This is a genomic window from Streptomyces sp. NBC_00207 (assembly GCF_045160965.1).
GTDB lineage: Bacteria > Actinomycetota > Actinomycetes > Streptomycetales > Streptomycetaceae > Streptomyces.
Map to the genome: position 1 here is coordinate 4,863,569 of NZ_CP130715.1, position 24,986 is coordinate 4,888,554.

Annotated in this window: 19 protein-coding genes and 2 tRNA genes; 11 read left to right on the forward strand and 10 right to left on the reverse strand. The window is 71.1% G+C overall.

What is annotated here, in order from left to right:
• Positions 1 to 27 precede the first annotated feature (27 nt).
• The 8 genes from recF (at position 28) to OG472_RS23005 (ending at position 9,381) form a co-directional block, all read left to right on the forward strand.
• On the forward strand, positions 28 to 1,164 hold the full coding sequence (recF, locus tag OG472_RS22970; RefSeq protein WP_401610127.1) for a DNA replication/repair protein RecF: 1,137 nt from the start codon (positions 28 to 30) through the stop codon (positions 1,162 to 1,164).
• Complete coding sequence (locus OG472_RS22975; RefSeq protein WP_401610124.1) at positions 1,161 to 1,694, forward strand: DUF721 domain-containing protein; 534 nt, start codon at positions 1,161 to 1,163, stop codon at positions 1,692 to 1,694. The genes recF and OG472_RS22975 overlap by 4 nt, the downstream gene beginning before the upstream one ends.
• Before the next feature lie 422 nt (positions 1,695 to 2,116).
• Positions 2,117 to 4,138, forward strand: coding sequence for a DNA topoisomerase (ATP-hydrolyzing) subunit B (gyrB, locus tag OG472_RS22980; RefSeq protein WP_266384970.1), 2,022 nt, complete (start codon positions 2,117 to 2,119; stop codon positions 4,136 to 4,138).
• A gap of 43 nt (positions 4,139 to 4,181) precedes the next feature.
• Positions 4,182 to 6,797 carry a DNA gyrase subunit A gene (gene gyrA / locus OG472_RS22985; protein WP_405831012.1) on the forward strand — a complete coding sequence of 872 codons (2,616 nt, stop codon included), beginning with the start codon at positions 4,182 to 4,184 and terminating at the stop codon, positions 6,795 to 6,797.
• 114 nt (positions 6,798 to 6,911) lie between these two features.
• Positions 6,912 to 7,463: a DUF3566 domain-containing protein gene (locus OG472_RS22990; protein WP_401610119.1), complete on the forward strand. Its 552-nt coding sequence runs from the start codon at positions 6,912 to 6,914 to the stop codon at positions 7,461 to 7,463.
• A 117-nt stretch (positions 7,464 to 7,580) separates the two neighbouring features.
• A tRNA-Ile gene (locus tag OG472_RS22995) sits at positions 7,581 to 7,654 on the forward strand.
• A gap of 144 nt (positions 7,655 to 7,798) precedes the next feature.
• Complete coding sequence (locus OG472_RS23000) at positions 7,799 to 7,933, forward strand: DLW-39 family protein (protein WP_208809277.1); 135 nt, start codon at positions 7,799 to 7,801, stop codon at positions 7,931 to 7,933.
• Positions 7,934 to 8,055: 122 nt separating this feature from the next.
• A complete protein-coding gene (locus tag OG472_RS23005) occupies positions 8,056 to 9,381 on the forward strand; it encodes a hypothetical protein (protein WP_405941964.1) in 1,326 nt (441 codons plus the stop codon).
• On the opposite strand, the gene OG472_RS23010 is transcribed toward OG472_RS23005, so the two are convergent.
• Together OG472_RS23010 and OG472_RS23015 are read right to left on the reverse strand one after the other, a co-directional pair.
• Positions 9,368 to 10,663 (reverse strand): protein kinase domain-containing protein, encoded by a 1,296-nt coding sequence (locus OG472_RS23010; RefSeq protein ID WP_405941965.1) that lies wholly within the window; start codon positions 10,661 to 10,663, stop codon positions 9,368 to 9,370. The two genes, OG472_RS23005 and OG472_RS23010, sit on opposite strands and share 14 nt — an antisense overlap.
• Positions 10,664 to 10,706: 43 nt before the next feature.
• Positions 10,707 to 11,255: a transcriptional regulator gene (locus tag OG472_RS23015; RefSeq protein ID WP_030707692.1), complete on the reverse strand. Its 549-nt coding sequence runs from the start codon at positions 11,253 to 11,255 to the stop codon at positions 10,707 to 10,709.
• 162 nt (positions 11,256 to 11,417) lie between these two features.
• Here OG472_RS23015 and OG472_RS23020 point away from each other — a divergent pair.
• Positions 11,418 to 11,490, forward strand: a tRNA-Ala gene (locus OG472_RS23020).
• 144 nt (positions 11,491 to 11,634) lie between these two features.
• On the opposite strand, the gene aroB is transcribed toward OG472_RS23020, so the two are convergent.
• Positions 11,635 to 12,735, reverse strand: coding sequence for a 3-dehydroquinate synthase (aroB, locus tag OG472_RS23025; protein WP_405831019.1), 1,101 nt, complete (start codon positions 12,733 to 12,735; stop codon positions 11,635 to 11,637).
• A gap of 53 nt (positions 12,736 to 12,788) precedes the next feature.
• A complete protein-coding gene (locus tag OG472_RS23030) occupies positions 12,789 to 14,258 on the reverse strand; it encodes an MFS transporter (RefSeq protein ID WP_401610109.1) in 1,470 nt (489 codons plus the stop codon).
• Between OG472_RS23030 and OG472_RS23035 the strand changes: the two genes are divergently transcribed.
• Complete coding sequence (locus OG472_RS23035; RefSeq protein WP_401610107.1) at positions 14,257 to 15,327, forward strand: helix-turn-helix transcriptional regulator; 1,071 nt, start codon at positions 14,257 to 14,259, stop codon at positions 15,325 to 15,327. The two genes, OG472_RS23030 and OG472_RS23035, sit on opposite strands and share 2 nt — an antisense overlap.
• A 77-nt stretch (positions 15,328 to 15,404) precedes the next feature.
• On the opposite strand, the gene pabB is transcribed toward OG472_RS23035, so the two are convergent.
• Positions 15,405 to 17,558, reverse strand: coding sequence for an aminodeoxychorismate synthase component I (pabB, locus tag OG472_RS23040; RefSeq protein ID WP_405941966.1), 2,154 nt, complete (start codon positions 17,556 to 17,558; stop codon positions 15,405 to 15,407).
• A gap of 33 nt (positions 17,559 to 17,591) precedes the next feature.
• Complete coding sequence (locus tag OG472_RS23045) at positions 17,592 to 18,227, reverse strand: 50S ribosomal protein L11 methyltransferase (RefSeq protein WP_401610102.1); 636 nt, start codon at positions 18,225 to 18,227, stop codon at positions 17,592 to 17,594.
• Between the two features lie 325 nt (positions 18,228 to 18,552).
• Here OG472_RS23045 and OG472_RS23050 point away from each other — a divergent pair, with 325 nt between their 5' ends.
• A complete protein-coding gene (locus OG472_RS23050; protein WP_405941967.1) occupies positions 18,553 to 20,523 on the forward strand; it encodes a helix-turn-helix domain-containing protein in 1,971 nt (656 codons plus the stop codon).
• Here the strand turns inward: OG472_RS23050 and OG472_RS23055 are convergent.
• The 4 genes from OG472_RS23055 to OG472_RS23070 form a co-directional block, all read right to left on the reverse strand.
• Positions 20,499 to 21,644 carry an IS701 family transposase gene (locus tag OG472_RS23055; RefSeq protein ID WP_401610096.1) on the reverse strand — a complete coding sequence of 382 codons (1,146 nt, stop codon included), beginning with the start codon at positions 21,642 to 21,644 and terminating at the stop codon, positions 20,499 to 20,501. The two genes, OG472_RS23050 and OG472_RS23055, sit on opposite strands and share 25 nt — an antisense overlap.
• A 190-nt stretch (positions 21,645 to 21,834) precedes the next feature.
• Positions 21,835 to 23,448, reverse strand: a complete 1,614-nt coding sequence (locus OG472_RS23060; RefSeq protein ID WP_405941968.1) for an FAD-dependent monooxygenase — start codon at positions 23,446 to 23,448, stop codon at positions 21,835 to 21,837.
• Positions 23,449 to 23,462: 14 nt separating this feature from the next.
• On the reverse strand, positions 23,463 to 24,125 hold the full coding sequence (phzG, locus tag OG472_RS23065) for a phenazine biosynthesis FMN-dependent oxidase PhzG (protein WP_401610091.1): 663 nt from the start codon (positions 24,123 to 24,125) through the stop codon (positions 23,463 to 23,465).
• A 10-nt stretch (positions 24,126 to 24,135) separates the two neighbouring features.
• The gene (locus OG472_RS23070; protein ID WP_401610090.1) at positions 24,136 to 24,969 is read right to left on the reverse strand and encodes a PhzF family phenazine biosynthesis protein; all 834 of its coding nucleotides are present in this window, start codon (positions 24,967 to 24,969) and stop codon (positions 24,136 to 24,138) included.
• Positions 24,970 to 24,986: the final 17 nt, after the last annotated feature.

A 24,986-nucleotide genomic window follows, 5' to 3' on the forward strand; every position in this document is an offset into this window, starting at 1 on the left:
GGGAAAGCCGGGGGAGGTCGGCGCCGTATGCATGTTTCGCATCTCTCATTGGCCGACTTCCGCTCGTACGCCCGGGCCGAGGTTCCCCTCGACCCGGGCGTCACCGCTTTCGTGGGGCCCAACGGCCAGGGGAAGACCAACCTCGTCGAGGCGATCGGCTACCTCGCGACGCTGGGCAGCCACCGGGTCTCCGCGGACGCCCCGCTCGTACGGATGGGCGCGGACCGGGCGATCATCCGGGCGGCCGTCACCCAGGGCGAGCGCCAGCAGCTGGTGGAGCTGGAGCTGAATCCGGGGCGGGCGAACCGGGCCCGGATCAACCGGTCCTCGCAGGTCAGACCGCGGGACGTGCTGGGGATCGTACGGACGGTGCTGTTCGCGCCGGAGGACCTGGCCCTGGTCAAGGGCGACCCCGGGGAGCGCCGGAAGTTCCTCGACGAGCTCGTCACCGCGCGCTCGCCGCGGATGGCGGCGGTCCGCTCCGACTACGAGCGGGTGCTCAAGCAGCGCAACACCCTGCTGAAGTCGGCGGCGATGGCCCGGCGGCACGGCGGGCGCTCGATGGACCTCTCCACCCTCGACGTGTGGGACCAGCACCTTGCGCGCGTGGGCGCGGAGCTCCTGGCCCAGCGGCTGGATCTGATCGCGACGCTGCTGCCGCTGGCGGACAAGGCGTACGAGCAGCTCGCGCCCGGCGGCGGCCCGCTCGGGCTGGCGTACAAGTCCTCGGCCGGCGAAGCGGTGGACAGCGGCGCGGCGCGCAGCCGTGAGGCCCTCTACGAGGTGCTGCTAGCCGCGCTGGCGGAGGTGCGCAAGCAGGAGATAGAGCGCGGTGTGACCCTGGTGGGCCCGCACCGCGACGACGTCGTGCTGCGGCTCGGGGAGCTGCCCGCGAAGGGGTACGCGAGCCACGGGGAGTCCTGGTCGTACGCGCTGGCCCTGCGGCTGGCCTCGTACGAGCTGCTGCGCTCGGAGGGCAGCGAGCCGGTGCTGATCCTCGACGACGTGTTCGCCGAGCTGGACACGCGGCGCCGGGAGCGGCTGGCGGAGCTGGTGGCGCCGGGTGAGCAGGTGCTGGTGACGGCGGCGGTGGACGACGACGTCCCGGGGGTGCTGGTGGGAACGCGGTTCGGGGTGTCCGGCGGTGAGGTGACCCGGCTGTGAACGAGAACGGCAAGAACCCGCAGGAGGGCCGCAAGCCCCCGGAGGCCTCCGGGGTGGACCTCGCCCGCCAGGCCCTCGCGGCGGCGCGGGAGCAGGCGCGGGCCCGGGGGAACGCGGCCAGCGCCAAGAAGGGCCGGCAGCCCGGGCTGCGCTCGGGCGCCCGCGCGGACGGCCGGGACCCGATGCCGCTCATGGCGGCGCTGGACCGGCTGCGCACCGAACGCGGCTGGGAGATGCCGATGGCGGTGGCGGGCGTGATGGAGCGCTGGCCGGAGATCGTCGGCCCGGAGATCGCGGCGCACTGTGAACCGGAGCGGTACGAGGACCGTGAGCTTGTCGTGCGGTGCGATTCCTCGGCGTGGGCGGCGCAGCTGAAGCTGCTCGCGCCGCAGCTGGTGGCGCGGCTGAACGCGGACCTGGGCCAGGGGACGGTGCGGATGATCAAAGTCCACGGGCCGGGTGGGCGGCCCAAGGGGTACGGGCCCTGGCGGGCGCCGGGCAGCAAGGGGCCGGGCGACACCTACGGCTGAGGGCCGGCCTCCGGGGAGGTGGGGAGCGGATCCGGGCGGCCCGCTCCGCGGGACCCGGGACGCCGCCCCGGACCCCGCGTCTCAAACGCCGACGGGGCCGGATTTGCGCGGCCGGGCCGGAGCCGCCCGGCAGGGGTGGAGATCGGCTGTTTCGGGTGGCGTCCCTCACGGTAGCCGGAGGTTGACAGGCCGAAGCGCTAGATGCCCGTGTGAGCCTCTTTGAGCCCCTTCCCGGATGTGGGGAGTCGGAGAGAGGAGGTTCAGGGCGGCACATGCGGACTCAGGTACCGGCAAACCCCCATTCATGTCGGTGGTACCGGTAGACTGAAGCAAATCCCGCCCGTTCGCGGGATCACGCAGACAACGCAGAACGACGCGGCCGCTCCCGCCGGCGCACTTGCTGGTCCGGAGTACGGGCTGCGCTGTGCCAGAAAGGGCGCTTCGTGGCCGATTCCGGCGACTCCAACGAGAAGAATTACGACGCCAGTGCGATCCAGGTCCTCGAGGGCCTGGACGCGGTCCGCAAGCGGCCGGGTATGTACATCGGCTCGACGGGTGAGCGTGGTCTGCACCACCTCGTCTACGAGGTCGTCGACAACTCGGTCGACGAGGCGCTGGCCGGGCACGCGGACACCATCGACGTGACGATCCTCGCCGACGGTGGGGTGCGCGTGGTCGACAACGGTCGCGGTATCCCGGTCGGCATCGTTCCGTCCGAGGGCAAGCCGGCCGTCGAGGTCGTCCTGACGGTCCTGCACGCGGGCGGCAAGTTCGGAGGCGGCGGCTACGCCGTTTCCGGCGGTCTGCACGGCGTCGGTGTGTCCGTCGTGAACGCCCTGTCGACCAAGGTCGCGGTCGAGGTCAAGACGGACGGCCACCGCTGGACCCAGGACTACAAGCTGGGCGTCCCGACGGCCCCGCTGGCCAAGAACGAGGAGACCGCCGAGACCGGCACCACGGTCACCTTCTGGGCCGACGGCGACATCTTCGAGACGACCGAGTACTCCTTCGAGACGCTGTCGCGGCGCTTCCAGGAGATGGCCTTCCTCAACAAGGGCCTCACCCTGTCGCTGACCGACGAGCGCGAGTCGGCGAAGGCCACGGTCGGCGCGGACGACCCCGACGCGGACACCGCCGAGCCCACGGCGCGCACGGTGAAGTACTACTACGAGGGCGGCATCGTCGACTTCGTGAAGTACCTCAACTCGCGCAAGGGCGAGCTGATCCACCCGACCGTCATCGACGTCGAGGCCGAGGACAAGGAGCGCATGCTCTCGGTCGAGATCGCGATGCAGTGGAACTCGCAGTACACGGAGGGCGTCTACTCCTTCGCGAACACGATCCACACGCACGAGGGCGGTACGCACGAGGAGGGCTTCCGTGCGGCGCTGACGGGTCTCGTCAACCGCTACGCGCGCGAGAAGAAGCTGCTGCGCGAGAAGGACGACAACCTCGCCGGCGAGGACATCCGCGAGGGTCTGACGGCGATCATCTCGGTGAAGCTGGGCGAGCCGCAGTTCGAGGGCCAGACGAAGACCAAGCTGGGCAACACGGAGGCCAAGACCTTCGTGCAGAAGGTCGTCCACGAGCACCTCAACGACTGGTTCGACCGCAACCCGGTCGAGGCCGCGGACATCATCCGCAAGTCGATCCAGGCGGCCACGGCGCGCGTCGCGGCCCGCAAGGCCCGTGACCTCACCCGTCGCAAGGGCCTGCTGGAGAGCGCCTCGCTGCCGGGCAAGCTGTCCGACTGCCAGTCGAACGACCCGACCAAGTGCGAGATCTTCATCGTCGAGGGCGACTCGGCCGGTGGCTCCGCGAAGTCCGGCCGCAACCCGATGTACCAGGCCATCCTGCCGATCCGCGGCAAGATCCTGAACGTCGAGAAGGCCCGTATCGACAAGATCCTCCAGAACACCGAGGTCCAGGCGCTGATCAGCGCCTTCGGTACCGGTGTGCACGAGGACTTCGACATCGAGAAGCTCCGCTATCACAAGATCATCCTGATGGCGGACGCCGACGTCGACGGCCAGCACATCAACACCCTGCTGCTGACCTTCCTCTTCCGCTTCATGCGGCCGCTGGTCGAGGCCGGTCACGTGTACCTGTCGCGCCCGCCGCTCTACAAGATCAAGTGGGGCCGGGACGACTTCGAGTACGCGTACTCGGACCGCGAGCGCGACGCGCTGGTGGAGCTCGGCAAGCAGAACGGCAAGCGGATCAAGGAAGACTCGATCCAGCGCTTCAAGGGTCTGGGCGAGATGAACGCCGAGGAACTGCGCGTCACCACGATGGACGTGGACCACCGGGTCCTCGGCCAGGTCACGCTGGACGACGCGGCGCAGGCCGACGACCTGTTCTCGGTGCTGATGGGTGAGGACGTCGAGGCGCGGCGCTCCTTCATCCAGCGCAACGCCAAGGACGTCCGCTTCCTCGACATCTGAGTCGGCTCCGCTGACCGCCGCCTGAAAGGACTTCTGACCAGCAATGGCCGACGAAACCACCCCCACTGCAGAGAACGCCGAGAACACTGCGGAGGAGCAGCCCGTGCTGCGCATCGAGCCCGTCGGGCTCGAGACGGAGATGCAGCGCTCCTACCTCGACTACGCGATGTCCGTCATCGTCTCGCGCGCCCTGCCGGATGTGCGGGACGGCCTCAAGCCGGTGCACCGCCGCGTGCTGTACGCGATGTACGACGGCGGCTACCGGCCCGAGAAGGGCTTCTACAAGTGCGCCCGTGTCGTCGGCGACGTCATGGGTACCTACCACCCGCACGGTGACAGCTCGATCTACGACGCCCTGGTCCGCCTGGCCCAGCCGTGGTCGATGCGCATGCCGCTGGTGGACAGCAACGGCAACTTCGGCTCCCCGGGCAACGACCCGGCGGCCGCGATGCGCTACACCGAGTGCAAGCTCATGCCGCAGGCCATGGAGATGCTCCGGGACATCGACGAGGAGACCGTCGACTTCCAGGACAACTACGACGGCCGCAACCAGGAGCCCACCGTGCTCCCGGCGCGCTTCCCGAACCTGCTGGTCAACGGCAGCGCCGGCATCGCGGTCGGCATGGCCACCAACATCCCGCCGCACAACCTCCGCGAGGTAGCGGCCGGTGCGCAGTGGGCGCTGGAGCACCCGGAGGCCTCGCACGAGGAGCTCCAGGACGCGCTGATCGAGCGGATCAAGGGCCCCGACTTCCCGTCGGGCGCCCTCGTCGTGGGCCGCAAGGGCATCGAGGAGGCGTACCGGACCGGTCGCGGCTCCATCACGATGCGCGCGGTGGTGGAGGTCGAGGAGATCCAGAACCGCCAGTGCCTGGTGGTCACGGAGCTTCCGTACCAGACCAACCCCGACAACCTCGCGCAGAAGATCGCGGACCTGGTGAAGGACGGCAAGGTCGGCGGCATCGCCGACGTCCGTGACGAGACCTCGTCGCGGACCGGCCAGCGCCTGGTGATCGTGCTCAAGCGCGACGCCGTCGCCAAGGTCGTGCTGAACAACCTCTACAAGCACACCGAGCTGCAGACGAACTTCGGCGCGAACATGCTGGCGCTGGTGGACGGCGTGCCGCGCACGCTGTCGATCGACGCCTTCATCCGCCACTGGGTGACGCACCAGATCGAGGTCATCGTCCGGCGCACGAAGTTCCGCCTGCGCAAGGCGGAGGAGCGCGCCCACATCCTGCGCGGTCTGCTCAAGGCGCTGGACGCGATCGACGAGGTCATCGCGCTGATCCGGCGCAGCAACACGGTCGAGATCGCGCGCGAGGGCCTGATGGGCCTCCTGGAGATCGACGAGATCCAGGCGAACGCGATCCTGGAGATGCAGCTGCGCCGCCTCGCGGCGCTGGAGCGCCAGAAGATCGTCGCCGAGCACGACGAGCTCCAGGCCAAGATCAACGAGTACAACGCCATCCTGGCCTCGGAGGAGCGCCAGCGCTCCATCGTGAGCGAGGAACTGGCGGCGATCGTCGACAAGTTCGGCGACGACCGGCGTTCCAAGCTGGTGCCCTTCGACGGTGACATGTCCATCGAGGACCTGATCGCCGAAGAGGACATCGTCGTCACGATCACGCACGGCGGCTACGTCAAGCGCACCAAGACCGAGGACTACCGCTCGCAGAAGCGCGGCGGCAAGGGCGTGCGCGGCACGAAGCTGAAGCAGGACGACCTGGTCGACCACTTCTTCGTCTCCACCACGCACCACTGGCTGCTGTTCTTCACGAACAAGGGCCGCGTCTACCGGTCCAAGGCGTACGAGCTCCCGGACGCCGGCCGCGACGCCCGCGGGCAGCACGTGGCGAACCTGCTGGCCTTCCAGCCGGACGAGAAGATCGCGCAGATCCTCGCCATCCGCGACTACGAGGCGGCGCCCTACCTGATCCTGGCCACCAAGGGCGGCCTGGTGAAGAAGACGGCGCTGAAGGACTACGACTCGCCCCGTTCGGGTGGTGTGATCGCGATCAACCTCCGGGAGACGGAGGACGGCAGCGACGACGAGCTGATCGGCGCGGAGCTGGTGTCCGCCGAGGACGACCTGCTGCTGATCAGCAAGAAGGCGCAGTCGATCCGCTTCACGGCGACCGACGACGCGCTGCGCCCGATGGGCCGCGCCACTTCGGGCGTGAAGGGCATGAGTTTCCGCGAAGGTGACGAACTGCTGTCCATGAGCGTTGTGAGGCCGGGTACGTTCGTCTTCACCGCGACCGACGGCGGCTACGCCAAGCGCACGCCGGTCAACGAATACCGCGTCCAGGGTCGTGGCGGTCTGGGTATCAAGGCCGCGAAGATCGTGGAGGACCGCGGGTCGCTCGTAGGGGCGCTCGTGGTGGACGAAACGGACGAGATTCTCGCCATCACGCTCGGCGGTGGTGTGATTCGTACGCGCGTCAACGAAGTCAGGGAGACCGGCCGTGACACCATGGGCGTTCAGCTGATCAACCTGGGCAAGCGCGATGCCGTGGTCGGCATCGCCCGTAACGCCGAGGCCGGTCAGGAAGCTGACGAGGTCGAGGCCGACGAGAACGAGACCGAGGTGGCCGACGGACAGGCCGCCGAGGCCGCCGAGGGCACGCAGCCCTCGGCCGGGGAGCACGAGGAGTAAGTCGTGAGTGGAGCCACGGGCGCCGGACCGGCCAAGACTGGGGCGAACGGTGCCCGTGGCCCCGCCGCGGACTCCCAAGGTGGCGAAGCCACCTCCGAGGGCAGGGGGATCGCCGTGACGGACACCCGAGGGCCGCAGCCGACGGCCGGCGCGGAAGCCGGCCGGGACCGGCCCGCGCCGCCGCCGTACCAGCCGCCGCAGGCCTACGCGGCGCCCTCGGGCGCCGGCACGCCGCGGGCGAACGGCGGCGCCGCCGCACAGCGCAAGCCGCGTACGGGGATCCGTACGGCGCCCAGGACGCGCAAGGCGCGGCTGCGGGTGGCCAAGGCCGACCCGTGGTCGGTGATGAAGGTCAGCTTCCTGCTGTCGATCGCGCTGGGCATCTGCACGATCGTGGCGGCGGCGGTGCTGTGGATGGTCATGGACGCGATGGGCGTCTTCTCGACCGTCGGCGGCACGATCAGTGAGGCGACCGGCTCGAACGAGAGCAACGGCTTCGACCTCCAGTCGTTCCTGTCGCTGCCGCGCGTGCTGACGTTCACGTCGGTGATCGCGGTGATCGACGTGGTGCTGGCGACGGCACTGGCCACGCTGGGCGCCTTCATCTACAACCTGTCGGCGGGCTTCGTCGGCGGTGTGGAGCTGACGCTCGCCGAGGACGAGTAGGCCTTCGCGGAAGGGCCTGCAAGGGGTCGGATGACCTGCGCAGACGCCCGGTCGGAACGGATTTTGGCCTGACCGGGTCTGTGCGCTAATCTTCAGGAGTCAGCGCGCAGCGCGGATGGGGCTATAGCTCAGTTGGTTAGAGCGCATCCCTGATAAGGATGAGGCCACAGGTTCAAATCCTGTTAGCCCCACAGTGTCAAAGACCCCCAGGCCAAGGCCTGGGGGTCTTTGTCGTAGGGCCAGTTGGTGGGCCGGCAGGTCACCGATCGGTATCGGTCGGTGTGTATTGTTGGCTGCCAGAAGTCCCCTACGTCAACGAAAGACGAGGTCGCGCGGTGAAGAAGCTGCTCCTGGTCGCACTGGCCGCCATCGGCGGGCTCCTCGTGTACCGCCAGATCCAGGCGGACCGCGCCGAGCAGGACCTGTGGACGGAGGCAACCGACTCCGTGCCTTCTGGTTCCGGTGTGTGAGACCCAAGGCTGATCCCATGAAGCCCCGGCTGCCGCTGCGGCCGGGGCTTTGTGCTGTTCTGTGACGAAAACTTACGTTATGCAAAGATTTGGCTTGCGCTAGCAAACTCGGGGTGGGCGTGATGGGTCGGGTACGGACGACGGTGCGGCTGGGAGCCGTGGTGGGGGCGGCGGCCCTGGGCCTGACGGCCGCCCTGCCGGCGGCCGCCCGCGCGGACGGGACGCAGCCGCAGCCGGTCCCGACGTACCGGGCCGCGGAGGGCGCCAAGGCGATCGAGGGCAAGCCCTCCACCGCGGACGCCCCGCAGATCGAGCCCGGGAGCGTCTACGAGGACACCCTCGGCCCCGAGGAGCGCGTGTACCGGCTCGTCCTGGACAAGGACGGCTCGAACGTCTACGTCTCCGCCGTGGTCCGGCCCGGCGCGGGTGCGAAGGTGTCCGGCGGCGACGGCATCGAGGTGGAGATCATGACCACCGCGGGGAGCTCGTGCCGGGCCACCACCGGCCGGGCGAACTTCGGCTACGACCCCTACCCCATCAGCGCGGCCGGCGTCCGGTGGGGCGCGGAGGACGAGGACTGCGCGCCCGCCGGCGTGTACTACGCCAAGATCACCCGCACCTCGGCCAAGGGCTACGACCAGAGCCCCTGGCCGCTGGAGATCAAGGTCCAGCGGGAGCCGGGGCGCGGCCCGGGCGCTCCCACCACCGCGCCCGGCAGCTGGCCCTCCGGGGCCCCCTCCCTGCCCGGCACCGAGGCGGTGGGCCGCACCGGGGGCACCGGCTTCAACGACGCGCGCGCCCTGCGCGCCGGGGTGTGGCGCGACGAGATGAGGCCCGGCCAGACCCGGTACTACCGGGTCCCGCTGGACTGGGGACAGCAGCTGGGGGTCGGCGCGGAACTCGCCGCCGCCCGGATGACCAAGACGTACGGCTCCGCCTCGGGCGGGCTCACCGTCGCGCTCTACAGCCCGTACCGGGGCCTGATCTCCGAAAAGGACGTCTCGTACGACGGCAAGCAGGCCGGGATCACCCTGGGGAAGACCCCTCCCGTCGCCTACGAGAACCGCTTCGCCGATGACCGGGCCGTGCAGCCCGTGGCCGTCGCGGGCTGGTACTACGTCGCGGTGACGATGGGCTCGAAGGTCGCCGACTTCACCGAGGACGCGGTGCCCGTGCCGCTGACCCTGCGGCTGGAGGTCGGCGGCACCCCGGCCAAGGCGCCCGCGTACAAGGAGAGTCTCGCCGCGGGCGGCTTCGGGGTGGGCGCGGAGGACAGGACCGCCGCCGAGGAGGGGCTGACCGCCCCGGAGGCCGTGGCGGCCGCCGACAAGCGGTCCGTGATGCGGGTCGTGGCCGGGGCCGGCTTCGGCACCGGGACGGTGCTGCTGCTCGTGCTGGGCGGCTGGACCCTGCTCGGGCGGCGGGGGCGCGGTCCTACAGCTGGGTGAGGGCCCAGACGCCGACGGCGAAGCAGAGCAGCGCCGCGGCGAGGATCGAGGCCACCGCCTTCGCCGGAGGCGGGGCGATGCCGCCGGCCGCCCGGACCGGCGGGGTGGCGGAGGCCGTCGGCGTCGGCACGGCCGCCGGTGAGGGCGGGGCCGCCGCGGAGGGCGGCGGCAGGTGGAAGCTGCCCGTCTCCGAGGGCCCGTACGCGGGCACCTGGGCCGGGACGGCCGGGTACGGAGCCGTCGGCGCGCTCGGCGCGGTGGCGGCCGTCGGCGGTGCTCCTGCCGTCGTCGCCGTCCCGCGCGGATCGGTACGGGCGGGCTCCGCGGCCTGCGTCACGGAGGCGGACGCGCCGGGCGGCACCACCCCGGCGGTGGGCGCGTGCGGGGTCACCGCCGCGGTCGCGAGGGGGCCCTGCGGGCCGAAACCGGGCGGGAGCGGGCCGAGTTGGTCGAACACCTCCACCGGGTCCTCGTCCGGGGCGGGCGGCGGCAGCAGTTCCACGGCCTCGGCAAGGGCCTTGCGCGCCCCTGTGGCCGTGCGGAAGCGGCTCTGGGGGTCCGGCTGCAGGAGACCGGCGAGGACGTCCCAGAGCGGGGCGGGAACGCCCTGCGGGGCGCCCGGGGTGCCATGGGCCAGGAAGTGCTCCACGAGGCCCTGGGAATCGGGCTTGGCGCCCTGGAGCAGGTACAGGGCGACCAGCCCGGCGGCGAAGAGGTCGGCGGGGAAGTCGGGCTCGGCGCCCAGCAGTTGCTCGGGAGCGAAATAGCCCGGGGTGCCGACCACGTAGTTGGTCTCGGTCAGCCGGGGCTCGCCCTTGCGCATGGAGATGCCGAAGTCGGACAGCCGCAGGTGCGGCCGCCCGGTTCCGGTGGCCTCCATCAGGATGTTGGCCGGTTTGATGTCGCGGTGGACCACGCCTTCCGCGTGCACCGCGGCCAGCCCCGACAGGAGCTGGTCGAGCAACTGGCACACGAAGAGGGGCGGCAGGGGGCCGTAGTCCCCGATCACGTGGCCGAGGGAGCCGCCGCCGACCAGGTCCATGGTGAAGAGGACCTTGTCGTCGTCGGCCGCCCAGCTGGCGGGAGCGAGCACGTGCGGGTGGTCGATCCGCAGGGCCTGTTCCCGCACGAAGCGCAGCAGGGTGTGGGCGTCGCTCTGCAGGAGGACCTTCGCGGCGACGTAGCGGCGACGGCGGTGGTCCCAGGCCCGCCACACGGCACCCGCGCCACCGCGCCCGATCGGATCGATCAGCTCGTACCGACCGGCGAAGATCTCACCCATCGCTGCGCCCGTCCCCCGTCACCCGTCGTCCGCCCTCGTGCCGTCAGTTCTGGTGGGCCTCGTAGTGGGCGACCGCGTCCGCGGTGCGGCCCGCGCCGTACACCCGGAGGAACTCTGCCAGTTCCGGGTGGCTGGGGGCGAGGGTGTTCGCCGCGTCGATGATGTCGCCGGCCGCGGAGACCGAGCGCAGCAGCGACTGGATCTCGCGCACGACCCGCTTGACCGTGGGTGCGCCGGAGCTGATGGTGGTCTGGCCGCTGTTGCTCAGGACGGATCCTCCCTGGGTCTTCTTGATCTCGTCCATCCGGTCGGTGGCCTCCCCGGCGCTGACGCTCCCGTCGGCCACCTGGCCGGCGAGATCCTGGAGGGCCTGGACGCGCTGCACCACGGCCGGGTTCCCGATCTTGGCGCGCTGGCCGCTCATCAGCTGGGACAGCATGGGCGCCGACAGACCGAGGACGGCAGCGAGGCGGGCCTGGTTCAGGCCGAGGTCATCTATGAGCCGGCGAAAGAGCGCTCCCAGCGGCTCCCCGTACCAACTGCGCTGAAGCTCTCTGGCTCTGGCCGTGGCCTCTTGCTGTACTGCGTCCACTCTTACTACTCCCCTTCGCTGGTGCGAACCTCGCGAGCATCTTACGGAGAGTGGTCGCACGACGGGAGTCCCTATCATTTTGCGAGATGAGGGGGTACACCCGGTACTCTGTTCTGCGGAACGACCCCCTGTCTCGCGTGGGACGGGTGCGTCCAGTTCCATGGGGCCTTAGCTCAGTTGGTAGAGCGCTGCCTTTGCAAGGCAGATGTCAGGAGTTCGAATCTCCTAGGCTCCACTCTCTTAAGCCCCTCTGACCTGCGGTGACGCAGGTAAGAGGGGCTTTTTTTCGTGCTGACCGTCGGCCCGGCGGTCGGCACGAAAAGCAGCAGCTCCGCCGGGGGAAGTACGGAGCTGCCGGTCTTTTGGGGGGCGTACGGCGTCAGGCCGTCACCCTTGCGTACGCGGCGGACAGCACCGGCAGGCCGGGGCCCTCCAGCACGGCCGGCCGGCCCGGTCCGTCGAGGACGATGAAGCGCAGCAGCGTGCCGCGCGACTTCTTGTCGACCCTCATGGACCGCAGGAGCGCCGGCCACTGGTCGCCGCGGTAGGTCACCGGCAGCCCGACCGATTGCAGGACCGAGCGGTGGCGGTCGGCGGTGGCGGGGTCCAGCCGCCCGCTCAGACGGCCGAGTTCGGCGGCGAAGACCATGCCCACCGACACCGCGGCTCCGTGCCGCCACGTGTAGCGCTCGTTCTTCTCGATGGCGTGGGCGAGGGTGTGGCCGTAGTTGAGGAGCTCGCGCGGACCGGATTCCCTCAGGTCGTCGGACACGGCCTGCGCCTTGACCCGGATCGAGCGCTCGATCAGCTCCGCGGTGTGCGGACCGGCCGGCGAGCGCGCACCGGCCGGACAGTCCTCCACGCGGTCGAGGATCGCCGGGTCGGCGATGAAACCGGCCTTGATGATCTCCGCCAGGCCGCTCACGTAGTCGTCGGCCGGCAGCGAGTCCAGCGCGCTGAGGTCGCAGAGGACCCCGGCGGGCGGGTGGAAGGCCCCGACGAGGTTCTTGCCCTCGGCGGTGTTGATGCCCGTCTTGCCGCCCACCGCCGCGTCCACCATCGCCAGCAGGGTCGTCGGCACCGCGATCCACCGCACTCCGCGCAGCCAGGTCGCCGCGACGAACCCGGCGAGATCGGTCGTGGCGCCGCCGCCGACACCGACGATGACGTCGGTACGGGTGAAGCCGCTCTGCCCCAGCCGCTTCCAGCAGTACGCCGCGACCTCGGCGCTCTTGGCCGCCTCGGCGTCGGGCACCTGGAGGGTGATGGCTTCGTGGCCCCGCGCGGCCAGATCCGCCCGGATCTGCTCGGCGGTGCCCGCGAGCGGCCTCGGGTGGATCACCGCCACCCGGGCGGCCGCCGGGCCGAGCAGCCCGGGGATCTCGCCGAGCAGCTGGCGTCCGATCAGTACCTCGTACGGATCGGTGCCGGGTGCACCGCCGACCTGGATGCGTGCGGTCACAAGACCGGCGACTGCCATGGGGGCCTCGTTCCGGGGGAGTCGGTCGGTGGTCGGTGTCGCGGGCAGGGGGTTCAGGACGTCTGCTGCCTGCGGGGCAGCCTCAGTGCCGCCAGTGCGCTGAGCAGGGCCCCGATCGTGACGAGCAGTGCGGTCACGAAGATGGCGTGCGCCGAGGAGTCGGCCCCCTGGCCGTCGGCCGCGCCGAGGTACACGCTGCCGTACGCCGCGACGCCGAGGACCTGCGCGATCTGCGCCGCGGTCGTCATCACGCCACTCGCGTCCGCCGCGTCGGCCGGCTTGACCTGGGCCAGCGCCACGGTGAGCAGCGGGCTGGTGATGTAGCCCATCCCGATGCCGACGACCAGCTGCAGGGCCGGGAGGAGGATGCCGCCGTGGCCGCCCGAGCGCATGTCGAAGCCGATGGCCACGTAGCCGACGGCGGCGACCGCGCACGCGGTGGCGATCATCGGCCGGTGCAGCCGCTCGGGCACCTTCTGCCAGGTGAGACTGCCGGTCGCGACGCCGATGGCGAGCGGTGCGAACGTCAGACCGGTACGGGTCGCGGACTCGCCGAGCCCCGACTGCATGTGCTGCGAGAAGGCGAAGAGGAAACCCGCGTACCCGGCCATCGCGAAGAAGTTCGCGGACGCTCCCGGCACCAGACCGGGCGACTTCAGCACCCGGCCCGGCACCAGCGGCGCTCCGCCGCGGCGCGCGACCGCACGCTCGACGAGGACGAACACCACGAGCGCGGGGACCGAGGCGACCAGGGAGATCTTCATCCACAGCGGCCAGTTCTGCTCGTGGCCCATGACGAGCGGCACGACCAGGAGCAGCAGCGCCGCCGTCAGCGTGATCAGACCGGGGATGTCCAGGCCCTTGGGCTTCGGGGGCTTGCCCTGCGGCAGCAGCCGCAGCCCGGCGATCACCAGCACCACACCCACCGGCACGTTGATCAGGAACACCGGACGCCAGCCGGTGCCGAAGAGATCCGCGCTGACCAGGAGGCCGCCGGCGACCTGGCCGATCACGACGCCGAGCCCGATGACGGCCGCGTACAGGCTCAGTGCCCGGGCCCGCGCGGCCCCTTCGAAGTTCAGCTGGATCAGGCTGTAGATCTGCGGCATCATCGTCGCCGCGCCGACGCCCTGCACCACGCGGGCGCCGATCAGAGTCGCCGAGCCGGGTGCCAGACCGCAGGCGAGGGAGGCCGCAGTGAAGGTGATCAGTCCGAACAGGAACATGGTCCGGAAGCCGTTGCGGGCGCCGAGGCGGGCGCCGGTCACCAGCAGCGTGGCGTAGGCGATGGTGTAGCCGGAGACGATGAGCTGCAGCGCCGAGCCGGTGGTGCCGAGGTCGGTGCGGATGGTCGGTGTTGCGACGTTGACGATGGTCGAGTCGAGCAGGGCCATGAAGACCGCGCCCAGCATGACCGCCAGCATGCGGTTGTTCCGGCTCTTCTGTACGGCGGGGTCGGGGGCCGGCGGCTCGTTCCCCGGGGAGGGGGGTGCGACAGCCCGGTTCTGTGTCGTCTCACTCATGACGGTGATGATCCTGGTGGTCGGATGCGGGTACCAGATATCCAGTTATCCCGGTACCGGGGGTATCTGGCTGCGCCGTGCGGCCGTCCCGCACACTGGGGTGGTGATGCCCGACGACATCGACGCCGCGAACGGTGCCGCGAAAGGTGCCGCCGGCGGTTCCGCAGGGGGCGAGGCCCAGCGGCGCTCCGAGCTGGGCGCCTTCCTCAGGCTGCGCCGGGAGCGCACCACCCCGGAGGACGCGGGCATTTCGCGCGGCACCAGGCGGCGTACGCCCGGGCTGCGGCGCGAGGAGGTCGCCCAGCTCTCCGGCATCGGAGTCGCCTGGTACACGTGGCTGGAGCAGGGGCGTCGCATCAACCCCAGCGTCCAGGTGCTCGACGCGATCGCCCGGACGCTGCGCCTCGACCGGACCGAGCGGGACCATCTCTACCGGCTCGCGGACATCCCCAGCGTGCCCCTCGACGTGTCGGCGGGGCAGCCCCAGCCGCCGGAGCACCAGACCATCCTCGATGCCCTGATCCCGCTTCCGGCGACCATCGTGACCGCCCGCTACGACGTGCTCGCCTTCAACGACGCCTACGGGGCGCTCGATCCGGGTCTCGCGCTGCTGCCGGCGGCGGACCGCAACGTGCTGTGGCATCTGTTCACCGCCGAGGAGCACATGCAGCCGCTCGTCGAGTGGGAGCGCGAAGTCTCCTTCATGGTCGCGCAGTTGCGGGCCGAGTCCGGCCGCCGCCTGGGCGACCCGCACTGGACCGGGTTCATCCGGAAGTTCTCCGAGGCGAACGGGCGCTTCGCCGAGATCTGGGCCAGGCACGAGGTCGCCTCGTCCGTCACCCGGCGCAAGTCGTTCTGGACCGTCGACGGGGACGAGATCAGCATGATCGCGACCGGCCTCGCGATGGCCTCCGCTCCCGACACCAAGATGTGGATCTACACACCCGACGACGCGCCGTCGCAGCGGCTGCTCGGTGAGCTCGTCGGCCGCTACCAGGAGCTGGGCCCCGCCGAGCTCCTGCGGCAGGGCTCCCGCACCGGCCGGGACGGCCGGCGGCCCGCTCACTGACCGGGGCCGCTCAAGGCCCCGCCGGACCGCCCGAGGACCCGCCCGAGGACCCGCTCACCTGCCCCGGGCGGCCCCGGTCACTGTCCGCGCGCCGCCCCGCCGCTCCGGCTGGGCTCCGACGCCTCGCGGCGGCCGGGGAATTCGGTCCCGGTGAGCATCAGCAGCGGGGCCGACTTGACCGCCGTCTCCTCGAATTCCGCCTCCGCGTCCGACAGCGAGACGATCGCCCCGCCGACTCCGTAGCGGACCCGGCCCGGGGTGATCACCGTCGTGCGGATCGCGACGCTCAGGTCCGCGGCGCCGGACAGCGAGAAGTAGCCGATGGCGCCGGAGTAGACCCCGCGCGGCCCGGCCTCCAGGCGGTCGATGATCTCCATGGTGCGGAGCTTCGGGGCGCCCGTCATCGAACCGGCGGGGAACGCGGCCCGCACGCAGTCCACGGCGCTGCGGTCCGGGCGCAGTCTGGCCCGCACCGTACTCACCAACTGGTGCACGGTCGCGTACGTCTCGACGTCGAACAGGCCCGTGACCTCGACCGACCCCAGCTCGGCATGGCGGCCGAGGTCGCTGCGCACCAGGTCGACGATCATCAGGTTCTCCGCCCGGTCCTTCTCGTCCGCGCGCAGGTCCGCCACGATCGCCGCGTCCTGCTGCGGCGTCGTGCCGCGCGGCCGGGTGCCCTTGATCGGCTTGGACGAGGCCGTGCCGTCGGCGCTCACGCGCAGGAAGCGTTCGGGCGAGGTGCTGAGCACGGACAGCTGCCCGAAGCGCAGCAGGGCGGCGTACGGAGCCGGGCTGAAGCGGCGCAGCGCGCGGTACGCGTCCCAGGGGTCCAGGTCCAGTTCGGCCTCGGCGAGGTTGGTGAGGCAGATCTCGTACGTCTCGCCCGCGGAGATCTCCTCCTGGCAGGCGTCGATCAGCCGCAGGTACGCGTCGCGGTCGTGCCGCAGCCGGATTCCGGCGGCCGAAGGGCGGGGAGCGGGCGCGGCCGGTGCTTCCACGGCGAGCTCGCCGGCGATCGACTCCAGCGTCTGCGCGGCGGTACGGAGCCAGGCGCGGGCCGGCGCCTCGTCTCCGTCCTCGGCCAGCGCCAGCAGGTGGGTGGTGCCGGTGGCGTGGTCCAGGACCACGGCCCGGTCGGCGAACACCATGGTGGCGTCGGCGTCGGGCGCCTGATGGGCTGCGCCGGCGCCGCACTGCGCCTTCAGTTCGTAGCCGAGGTAGCCGACCCAGCCCAGGGTGAAGTCGAAGGGGACGAGGGGGATTTCGGTGCGCATCGACTTCAGGTCGCGGTCGAGCCAGTCGAGGAAGCCGCCCGTGGTGATCTCGGAGCCGCCGGTCGAGCGCACGGTGACGGTGTGGCTCCGCACGTCGGCCTTGGCCACCCGCGCGAGCGGGCCCGCCGCGTCACCCATGACGGAGAACCGGCCCGCGTCGGCGTCGGTCTTGCTGCTGTCCAGCCAGAACGCGTTCTCACTCGCCCCGAAGAGCCGGTGGAAGGCGGCCTCGTCCGCCCAGCCGGTCGGTGTGCTCTCCACCAGCACGCGCAGCTGCCGCGTCTCGTCGTCCGCGGGCAACGGGGTGCGGGCGCCGGGCGGCTTCGGCACGGCGGCAGGCACCGGCCTGCGGGAGGTTCCCGAGCCCCGTTCCGCGTGCCACCGGCGGCTCAGCTCGGTGAAATTGGCGAGGAGGGCATGTCCGTACTGCGTGAGCACCGACTCGGGGTGGAACTGGAGTCCCCAGAGCGGCCGGTGCCGGTGCCGCAGCCCCATCAGCACGCCGTCCGGCGTCCATGCGGTGGCCTCCAGCTCGTCGGGCAGGTCCGTCACCGTCAGCGAGTGGTAGCGCACCACCTCGAAGGGCGAGGGGACGCCGCGGAACAGACCGGTGCCCTCGTGCAGTACGGGCGAGGTGCGGCCGTGCCGCGGCTCCGGGGCCCGGGCGACCGTTCCGCCGTGCAGCAGGGCGACTCCCTGATGTCCGAGACAGACGCCGAGCAGGGGTATGTCCGTGCCTTCGATGATTTCCCGGCAGATTCCGAAGTCGGCGGCGCGGGTCGGGTTGCCGGGGCCGGGCGACAGCACCACATTGTCGAATTCCGCGAGCCGGGACGGGTCCCACGTGGGATCGTCGTTGCGTATCACCACCGGCTCCGACCCGCTCACCTCGGCGAGGTAGTGGAAAAGGTTGAACGTGAAGGAGTCGTAGTTGTCTATCAGCAGAGTGCGCACGGGTTCTTTCGCCATCACGGGTTCTCGGGTAATTCAGCGGACGGTGATTTCGAAGAGAATGTGCTCGACGGTCTCCTCGCCCTCGGGGACGGCGCGGCTCCGCAGCACCCGCAGCTCCCGTCCGCACTCCTCGGCGATCGTGTGCAGCGCCGCGATGTCCCCGCGGTCGCTGAAGTGCAGCAGGACCGCGCCCCCGTCGGCCGCGTACGAAGGGGCTTCGGCGAGGAAGCGGCGGTGGGCCCGGTATCCGGGGTCCACATAGGCGCGCTCGTGGACCGTCTCGTAGCGGTAGGTGGGCGGAGCCAGTACGAAATTGGAGTGCCAGTAGACGGTGTCGAACGGCTCACCTGCTGCCTGACCTGCCCCGAGTCCGTCGAACAGGTCGCTGTGCACCGTACTCAGACGGTCCGTCACCCCGTGCCGCGCCGCGTTCATCGCGGTGTTCCGCACGGCCGCCTCGCTGATGTCGGCGGCGGTCACGCGATCGCAGCCCGCCAGCGCGGCGGACACGGCGATGATGCCGGTGCCGCAACCGATCTCCAGGAACGAGCCGTGCCAGGGCCTCTCGGCCGGCCCGATGAGGCCGAGCAGCTCCATGGCCGCCCCCGTCGACGCCGAGAACGTCGGTGCGAACACGCCGTCCAGCAGGTCCCACTCGCGGCCCGCCATGGGAAAGGTCCGTGGCCGGTCCTTGCGCGAAAGGGCTGCCCGGCTCCGCTCCAGTGACCGCTCATAGCTTTTGATGTTTTTGACTTCGGTCATCGTGCCCCCGTTGCACACTGATGGGCGCCGCTCACCGCCGACGCCCTTCTCGAATCGTTACCCGAGCCGGTCGGGACTCGGAAGGTGGCGGGACGACACCGCACCACCGTGAAAGTGATGCCGAGGCCACACTCACCGCGGCAAATCCGCAGGTCAGCAACTTGACCCGCCTTAGGGAGAAACGTACGTTCGATGGTGGTGGCGAGCGAGCCGAGAGCACGGGGGAAGCAGCATGGCTAAGGACGAGGCGTTGACCGACGCCCCGGCGCTGGCAGTTCTGGAACTGCTCGCACAGGAGTCACCACCCGGTCACTTTCAGGACTTGCTGCAGCGCGGCCGACGGCAGAACCTGCCACCGGAGCAGCTCGCCGAGCTGGAGCGGGCGACCCAGCTGGCGATGGGCATCCACGCCTCCGCCAACCAGCGCCGGCAGCGGGAAGTCGTCATGGCCGCCCTGGTGGACACGGTCCACGACATGACCACGCGGTACGACCCCGACACCCTCCTGAAGGTCATCACCAGCAGGGCCCGCAGGCTGCTCGGCTTCGACATGGCCTACATCAGTCTGCGCAGGTCCGGCGGCGGCTCGTACATCCACAGCTCGGACGGTGACACGACCGCGCTCAACGTCGGACTCGTGGTGGAGGAGCGCCGCGGCCTCGGCGAGATGGCGCAGGACAAGGGTGCGCCCTTCTGGACTTCGGACTACCTCAACGACGACCGGATCCCGCACGGGGAGGGGGTCGACGAGGTCGTGCGCGCCGAGGGTCTGCACGCCATCATGGCGGTGCCGATCTTCCAGGGCGACGCACCCATCGGCGCGTTGTACGGCGCGGACCGGGTCGTACGCCACTTCACGCCCGACGAGATCAGCGTGATGCGCTCCCTGGCGGACTTCGCGTCGGTCGCGCTGGAGAAGGCCAGGCTGCTCGACCGTACGCGGACCGAGATCGCCGAACTGGAGTCCGCGGGCTTCGAGGCGCGGGGCACCATCGCGCGGATGGCGTACCTCAACGAGGTCCAGTCCCGGCTGATCGCCCAGGTGCTCGACGGCGGCGATCTGTACGACATCGCGAAGATCGCGGCCGACGCGCTGGGCGCGACGCTCGCGGTGGGCGACCCGCACGGGCAGATCCTGGCGTCCACCGGCTCGGACGCCGAGGCTCCCGGTGAGACCGAGGGCCTCTTCAAGGAGGCGCTGACCGGCCGGGCGGCGCTGGAGACGCGTGCCTTCCGCGGTCCCGGCGCGCTCGCCGAGAACCTGTGGGCGACCCCTGTCACCGCCGGGGCCGAGTACCTCGGCGTCGTCCTGCTCAAGGTCACGCAGCCGCCGGGCCCCGAGGCCGAGCGGTTCTTCGGCTTCGTCGGGCAGACCATCGGGCTGCTGCTGGTGGTCCAGCGCAGTGCGGCCGTGGCCGCGGGGCCGGTCCGTGACGAGCTCTTCGACGACCTGCTCGTCGCCCCTCTGCGGCAGCCGCGCCAACTGATGCGCCGGGCATCACAGTTGGGCCTCGACCTGGAGGGATCGTACGTCGTCGTACTGGCCCGCCCCGAGGGCGGCGAGCACGGCAGGGCCGTCGTCTGGGCCTCTTCCTACGCGTACCGGCACTCCGGGCTCAAGACGGTCCAGGGGGGCTGCATCGTGCTGCTGCTGCCGGGCTCGGACGCCTCGGCCGCCGCCCGGGCCGTCTCCGAGGAACTGTCGCCGCTGCTGGGGCGGCCCGTCACGGTCGGCGCCTCCGGCCCCGCCGGCGGGCTCGCCGCGGTCGCCAAGGTGTACCAGGAGTCACTGCGCTGCCTCGACGCGCTGATCGCCCTGGACGGCGCGGGCAGCGCCGCGTCGATGGGCGATCTCGGATTCCTCGGGCTGCTGCTCTCCAACGACCACGATGTCGACGGATTCGTCTCCTCGGCCATCGGCCCCGTGCTCGACCACGACGCCGGGGGCACCACCGGCCTCGTCCGCACCGTCGAGGCCTACTTCGCCTCCGGCAACAGTCCGACCGGCGCGGCCAAGGAACTGCACGTCCACCCCAACACGGTCGCGCGCCGGCTGAAGCGGATCACCGAACTCCTCGGCCCCGGCTGGCAGAAGCCCGGCCGCGCGGTCGAAGTGCAGCTCGCGCTGCGGCTGCTGCGGGCCCGGGACGTCCTGCGGCGCCAGCGCGAGTCGCACGCTCAGGCCGGGATCCCGGGGAAGTAGCGGTCGCCGCGGCTGCGGCTCGCCGTCAGCACCTCCACGGCGTGCGCGGCGGACGCCAGCGTGATGTGGCAGTGCCAGCCCCGCAGGGACCTCCCCTCGAAGTCCCGCAGCCCGGCGCGGTCCCCGAAGCCCGACAGGTCCTGTCCCACCCGGTCGGTGAGCTTCGTCAGGCGCAGCAGCGTCGACGCGGGCACCTCGGCCATGTTGGTGACCCACAGCCGGGTGGCCGGACGCCGGGGGTTGTCCCACTCCCCGAGGAGGACGTGTCCGCGCCCGGGGCCCTCCTCCCTGCCGGGCAGCCCCACGCGCACCTTCACGGCCGGTGCGTGCCGGATGCCGGAGGGCGCCGTCGTGTCGCGCCAGCCGGCGGGCCTGCGCAGTCCCTTGACCGATTCGACGATCCGCTGGGCCGGCTGCGTGCCCTGGCCGTATCCGGGCAGGGCCGTTTCCCGGACCGTGAGCCGTGCGGTGCCCTGGGTGCGTACGAGCACGGGCACTCCGGCTTCGGTGAAGCGCCGGAGCGTGGCCTCCGGGTCGCCGGTGGGTGTGTCCAGCACAACGGGCCGACGGGACGCGTCGTGGAGGCGGGCGAAGTTCAGGGCCGCGGCGGCGGCGCACTCCTCCTGGGTCTCGCCCTGTGCCTCCTCCAGCAGCAGCCGCCAGTTCACCGGGGCGCTGGCCTCCTCGGACGCGGCCCACACGCCGAACGCCTGCTGCCCGTGGAAGGGCTGGTCCCGGTGGAGGTCGAGGCCGTGGCCCACGCCCACCGAATGCCGGCCGGACTTCGGTATCGACATCTGCCGCACCACCCAGGCCAGTGGCCCGATCGCCTGGCCGAGCCAGTCGGCGAGCGCCTCGCGCACCTGCATCCAGTCCCAGGTGGAGTTGCAGATGAAGTGGTGCAGACTCTGCTCCAGCGTCGGGTCGCCGAGGCAGACCGCGACGTTCCTGATGGACCTGCGGCCCTGCGCGGCCAGCAGGCCGCGCAGATACTGCTCGCCCTTGCGCCGCTGGTCCCTGCGGGGGAGCGAGGCGAACAGGGCCGTGCTCAGGTCCTGGAGCACCTGTTCCCGTTCGGATCGGAACGCCGTCGCTCCGCGCCGCAGTTCTCGTACAGACATGATTCCGTCAGCGTGAACGCTCACAGAACCCCCCTCCATGCACTGTCCCGTCAGACTCTCCTGAGCTGTCCTCAAAAGCCTGACTGCGCAGGGAGGCCGGGGACGAGGTGCAGGGGCCACTACCTTCCGCCGCCCGGTGATTGTCCCGTCACACGGGACCGTGGCCGAATCAGGCGGTGCGGCCGCAGTGCTAGCCGGTGATCGGGCGCGGGTCGAAGGCCACCCGCTGGCGGGCGATCTTGCCGTCCACCACATGGCTCCAGGTGGCCACCTGGACCGGCGCGGCGACGCTGGTGTGCATCTCGAACCACGTGAGCACGTCGGGTCCGTCGCTGAAGACCTTCTTGACGACGATGTCGGTGTTGATCTCCGAGGCCACCTCGATCTTCGCGCGGAATTCGTCGGCGCTGGTCGCGCTGCCGTACGGGCCGACGAAGTCCACGGTCTCGGCGAGCACCGAGCGCAGGGTGTCGAAGTCCTTGACCTTCCATGCCGCGTAGTACGTCGAGGTCACGTCCGTGGGCTCGGGCTTGAACGTCATGCCGGTGTTTCCCTTCCGGATCGGCGGGTGCAGCGAGGCACGCGCGTTGAGTTCGGCCACGTCGTCTCCGGTGGAGTTCCGGTACGTGCGGGCGATCTTGGTGTAAATCCCCTGGGCCGGCCCGTCGCCCGAGCCGTCCGCGTCCGCGGGATTCCTGGGCTTCGACCGGTCCATCCGCCGGTTCGCGAGCACGATGGCACTGGTGGCGGCCAGGCGCTTGTCCTCGTACGCGCGCAGCGCGACGACCGGGTCCTCGCGCGTCGCAAGTTCGTACGCGAGGACGCGCGCGTCGACGATGGCCTGCGAGGCACCGTTCGCGCCGACCGGATACATCGGGTGCGCGGCGTCACCGAGGAGCGTCACCCGGCCCTCACCCCAGCTCGGCAGCGGGTCGCGGTCGACCATCGGGTACTCGAGGAGCTCCCCGCCGCCGGCCAGCATCCCGGGCACATCGAGCCAGCCGAGCTCCCAGTCGGTGAAGTGCGGCAGTACGTCCTCGAGCCGGCCGACCCGGTTCCAGCCCGCGGCCCCGTCCAGGGGCTGCGGCTCGGCGACCGAGACCATGCAGACCCAGTTGGTCAGCGAGCGTCCCTGCCCCGCCGCACCGGGACGGATCGGGTAGGCGATCAGCCGGGCGCCCCGGCCGGCGTCGGCGTGGATCATCGTGCGGCCGGTCAGGAACGCGTCGGTCTCGGTGACCCCGCGCCACATCATGGTCCCCGACCAGCGCAGGGGGCCTTCGTCCGGGTGGAGCCGGGCGCGTACCGCGGAGTGCAGACCGTCCGCACCGACGAGCAGATCCCCGGTGGTGTCCGTGACCTCACCGGTCTCCCGGCCGATGGCGCGGACGTGTACCCCGTCGGGGTTCTGGCGTACGTGCTCGAAGACCGTTCCGGTGCGGACCGCTTCCGGGCCGAGCCGCTCGCGTACCGCGGCGAGGAGCATCATCTGCAGCTCCCCGCGGTGCACCGAATACTGCGGCCAGCGGTATCCGCGGGCGGTGCCGCGCTCCTCGCGGTGCAGGGGGTTGCCGGACCGGTCGACCCACACCATGTCGGCGGTGGGCACGCCGATGGCGGCGAGCTCGTCGGCGAAGCCCAGTTCCGTCAGCTCGCGGACCGCGTGCGGCTGGAGGTTGATCCCCACCCCGAGCGGCCGGATCTCGCGGGTTCGTTCCAGTACCGTCGCGCGGATGCCCGCTTCGTGGAGGGCCAGAGCGGTGGTGAGACCACCTATCCCGCCCCCGATGACGACCACGTGCATGTGCCCGGCCTCCCTCACGGCTGCAGCCGGCTCGTGCTCCAGCTCTGTGCGTCGAGCCGGTCGTAGCGGAGCCTGCGGTGCAGCCGGTCGGAGCTCGCCGCCCAGAACTCGATCGCCGAGGGCACCAGCAGGTAGCCGACGAAGCGCTCCGGCCGCGGCAGCGGCGTACCGGCCGCCTCGAGGCGGTTGGCCGTGGCCCGCAGCGCCGCCACGTCGTCCAGCGGCTCGCTCTGGTGGGCGGCCGTCGACATCGCGTGCATGGGAACCGGGCGCCCGAACCAGAGGGCGTCGGACTCGGCGTCGCCGAGCTGCTCGACCGCGCCGGAGATGCTGATCTGCTGGGCGGTCTCGCGCCAGTAGAGCAGGCCCGAGGCCCAGCCGGTCTCGGCTATCTCGCGGCCCTTCTGGCTGCTGGTGTGGCTCATGAAGACCAGGCCGCGGTCGGTCACGGCGGTGATCGCGATGATGCGGGTGGAGGAGCGGCCGCGGGCGTCGGCGGTGGCCAGCGCGAGGGCCCGCGGCTCGCGGACGCCGCGCTGGACGGCCTGGTCGAGCCAGGTCCGCAGCAGCTCGACCGGGTCGGCCGCCGGGTTGTCGTACTCGGGGAAGTCGAGGTCGGTCTCGCCACTGAGCGACTCGAACCTGCTGCTGCCGGAGGTGCTGGTGGTCGTGGTCACTGGAGCCTCTCTAGACGTAGATGGTGCCGCGGGCGACGACTGCGCCGTGGCCGCCGACGTGTGCCGAGCTGACGGTGTCGCCCTCGCCCTCCGCGATGGCGCGCATCAGCGAGGGGCGGCCCATCTCGACCCCCTGGAGAATCTCCAGTTCCCGGCCGTACGCGGCGAGACCGTGCCGGGCCAGGTGGATCGCGAGCGGGCCCGCCGCCGAACCGGTCGCCGCGTCCTCGACCACGCCGTACGCCGGCGAGAACATCCGGGTGCGCCAGTGCGTACCCGCCCCGGCGAAACAGTTGGCGGCCATGTCCGGGAACGCGGACAGAGCGCGGTGGTCCGGGTGCAGAGCGGAGAGTGCCTCGACGCTCTCCAGACCGACGAGGACGTGGCGGGGGCCGTTGCGGTAGGCGACGACCGGGGTGACGGCCTCGTCGACGCCGAGTGCGGCCAGCAGCTCCTCGCTGTGCTCGTACGGTTCCCAGGTGGGCACGGGCTGGCGCATCCGTACGGCGGTGGCTTCTTCCTCGTGGGTCAGCTCGAAGGGGATGACGCCCATGGCGGTCTCGAGCCGCAGCCGGTCCTGCTTCATGGTCAGGCCGAGCGCGACCGCCGTGCCGAGCATGGGATGACCGGCGAACGGCAGCTCGTTGACCGGCGTGAAGATCCGGATGCGCGCGTCGCCGCCCTGCTCTGCCGGGAGGACGAAGGTGCACTCGGAGAGGTTCATCTCGCGGGCGATCTCCTGCATCCGCTCGCCCGTGAGGTCGGCGGTGTCGAAGAAGACGGCCACCGGATTGCCTTCGAGCGGCTTTCGGGCGAAGGCGTCCACAACCATGTAGTCGTGCATGGGTTCTCCTGAAGGGG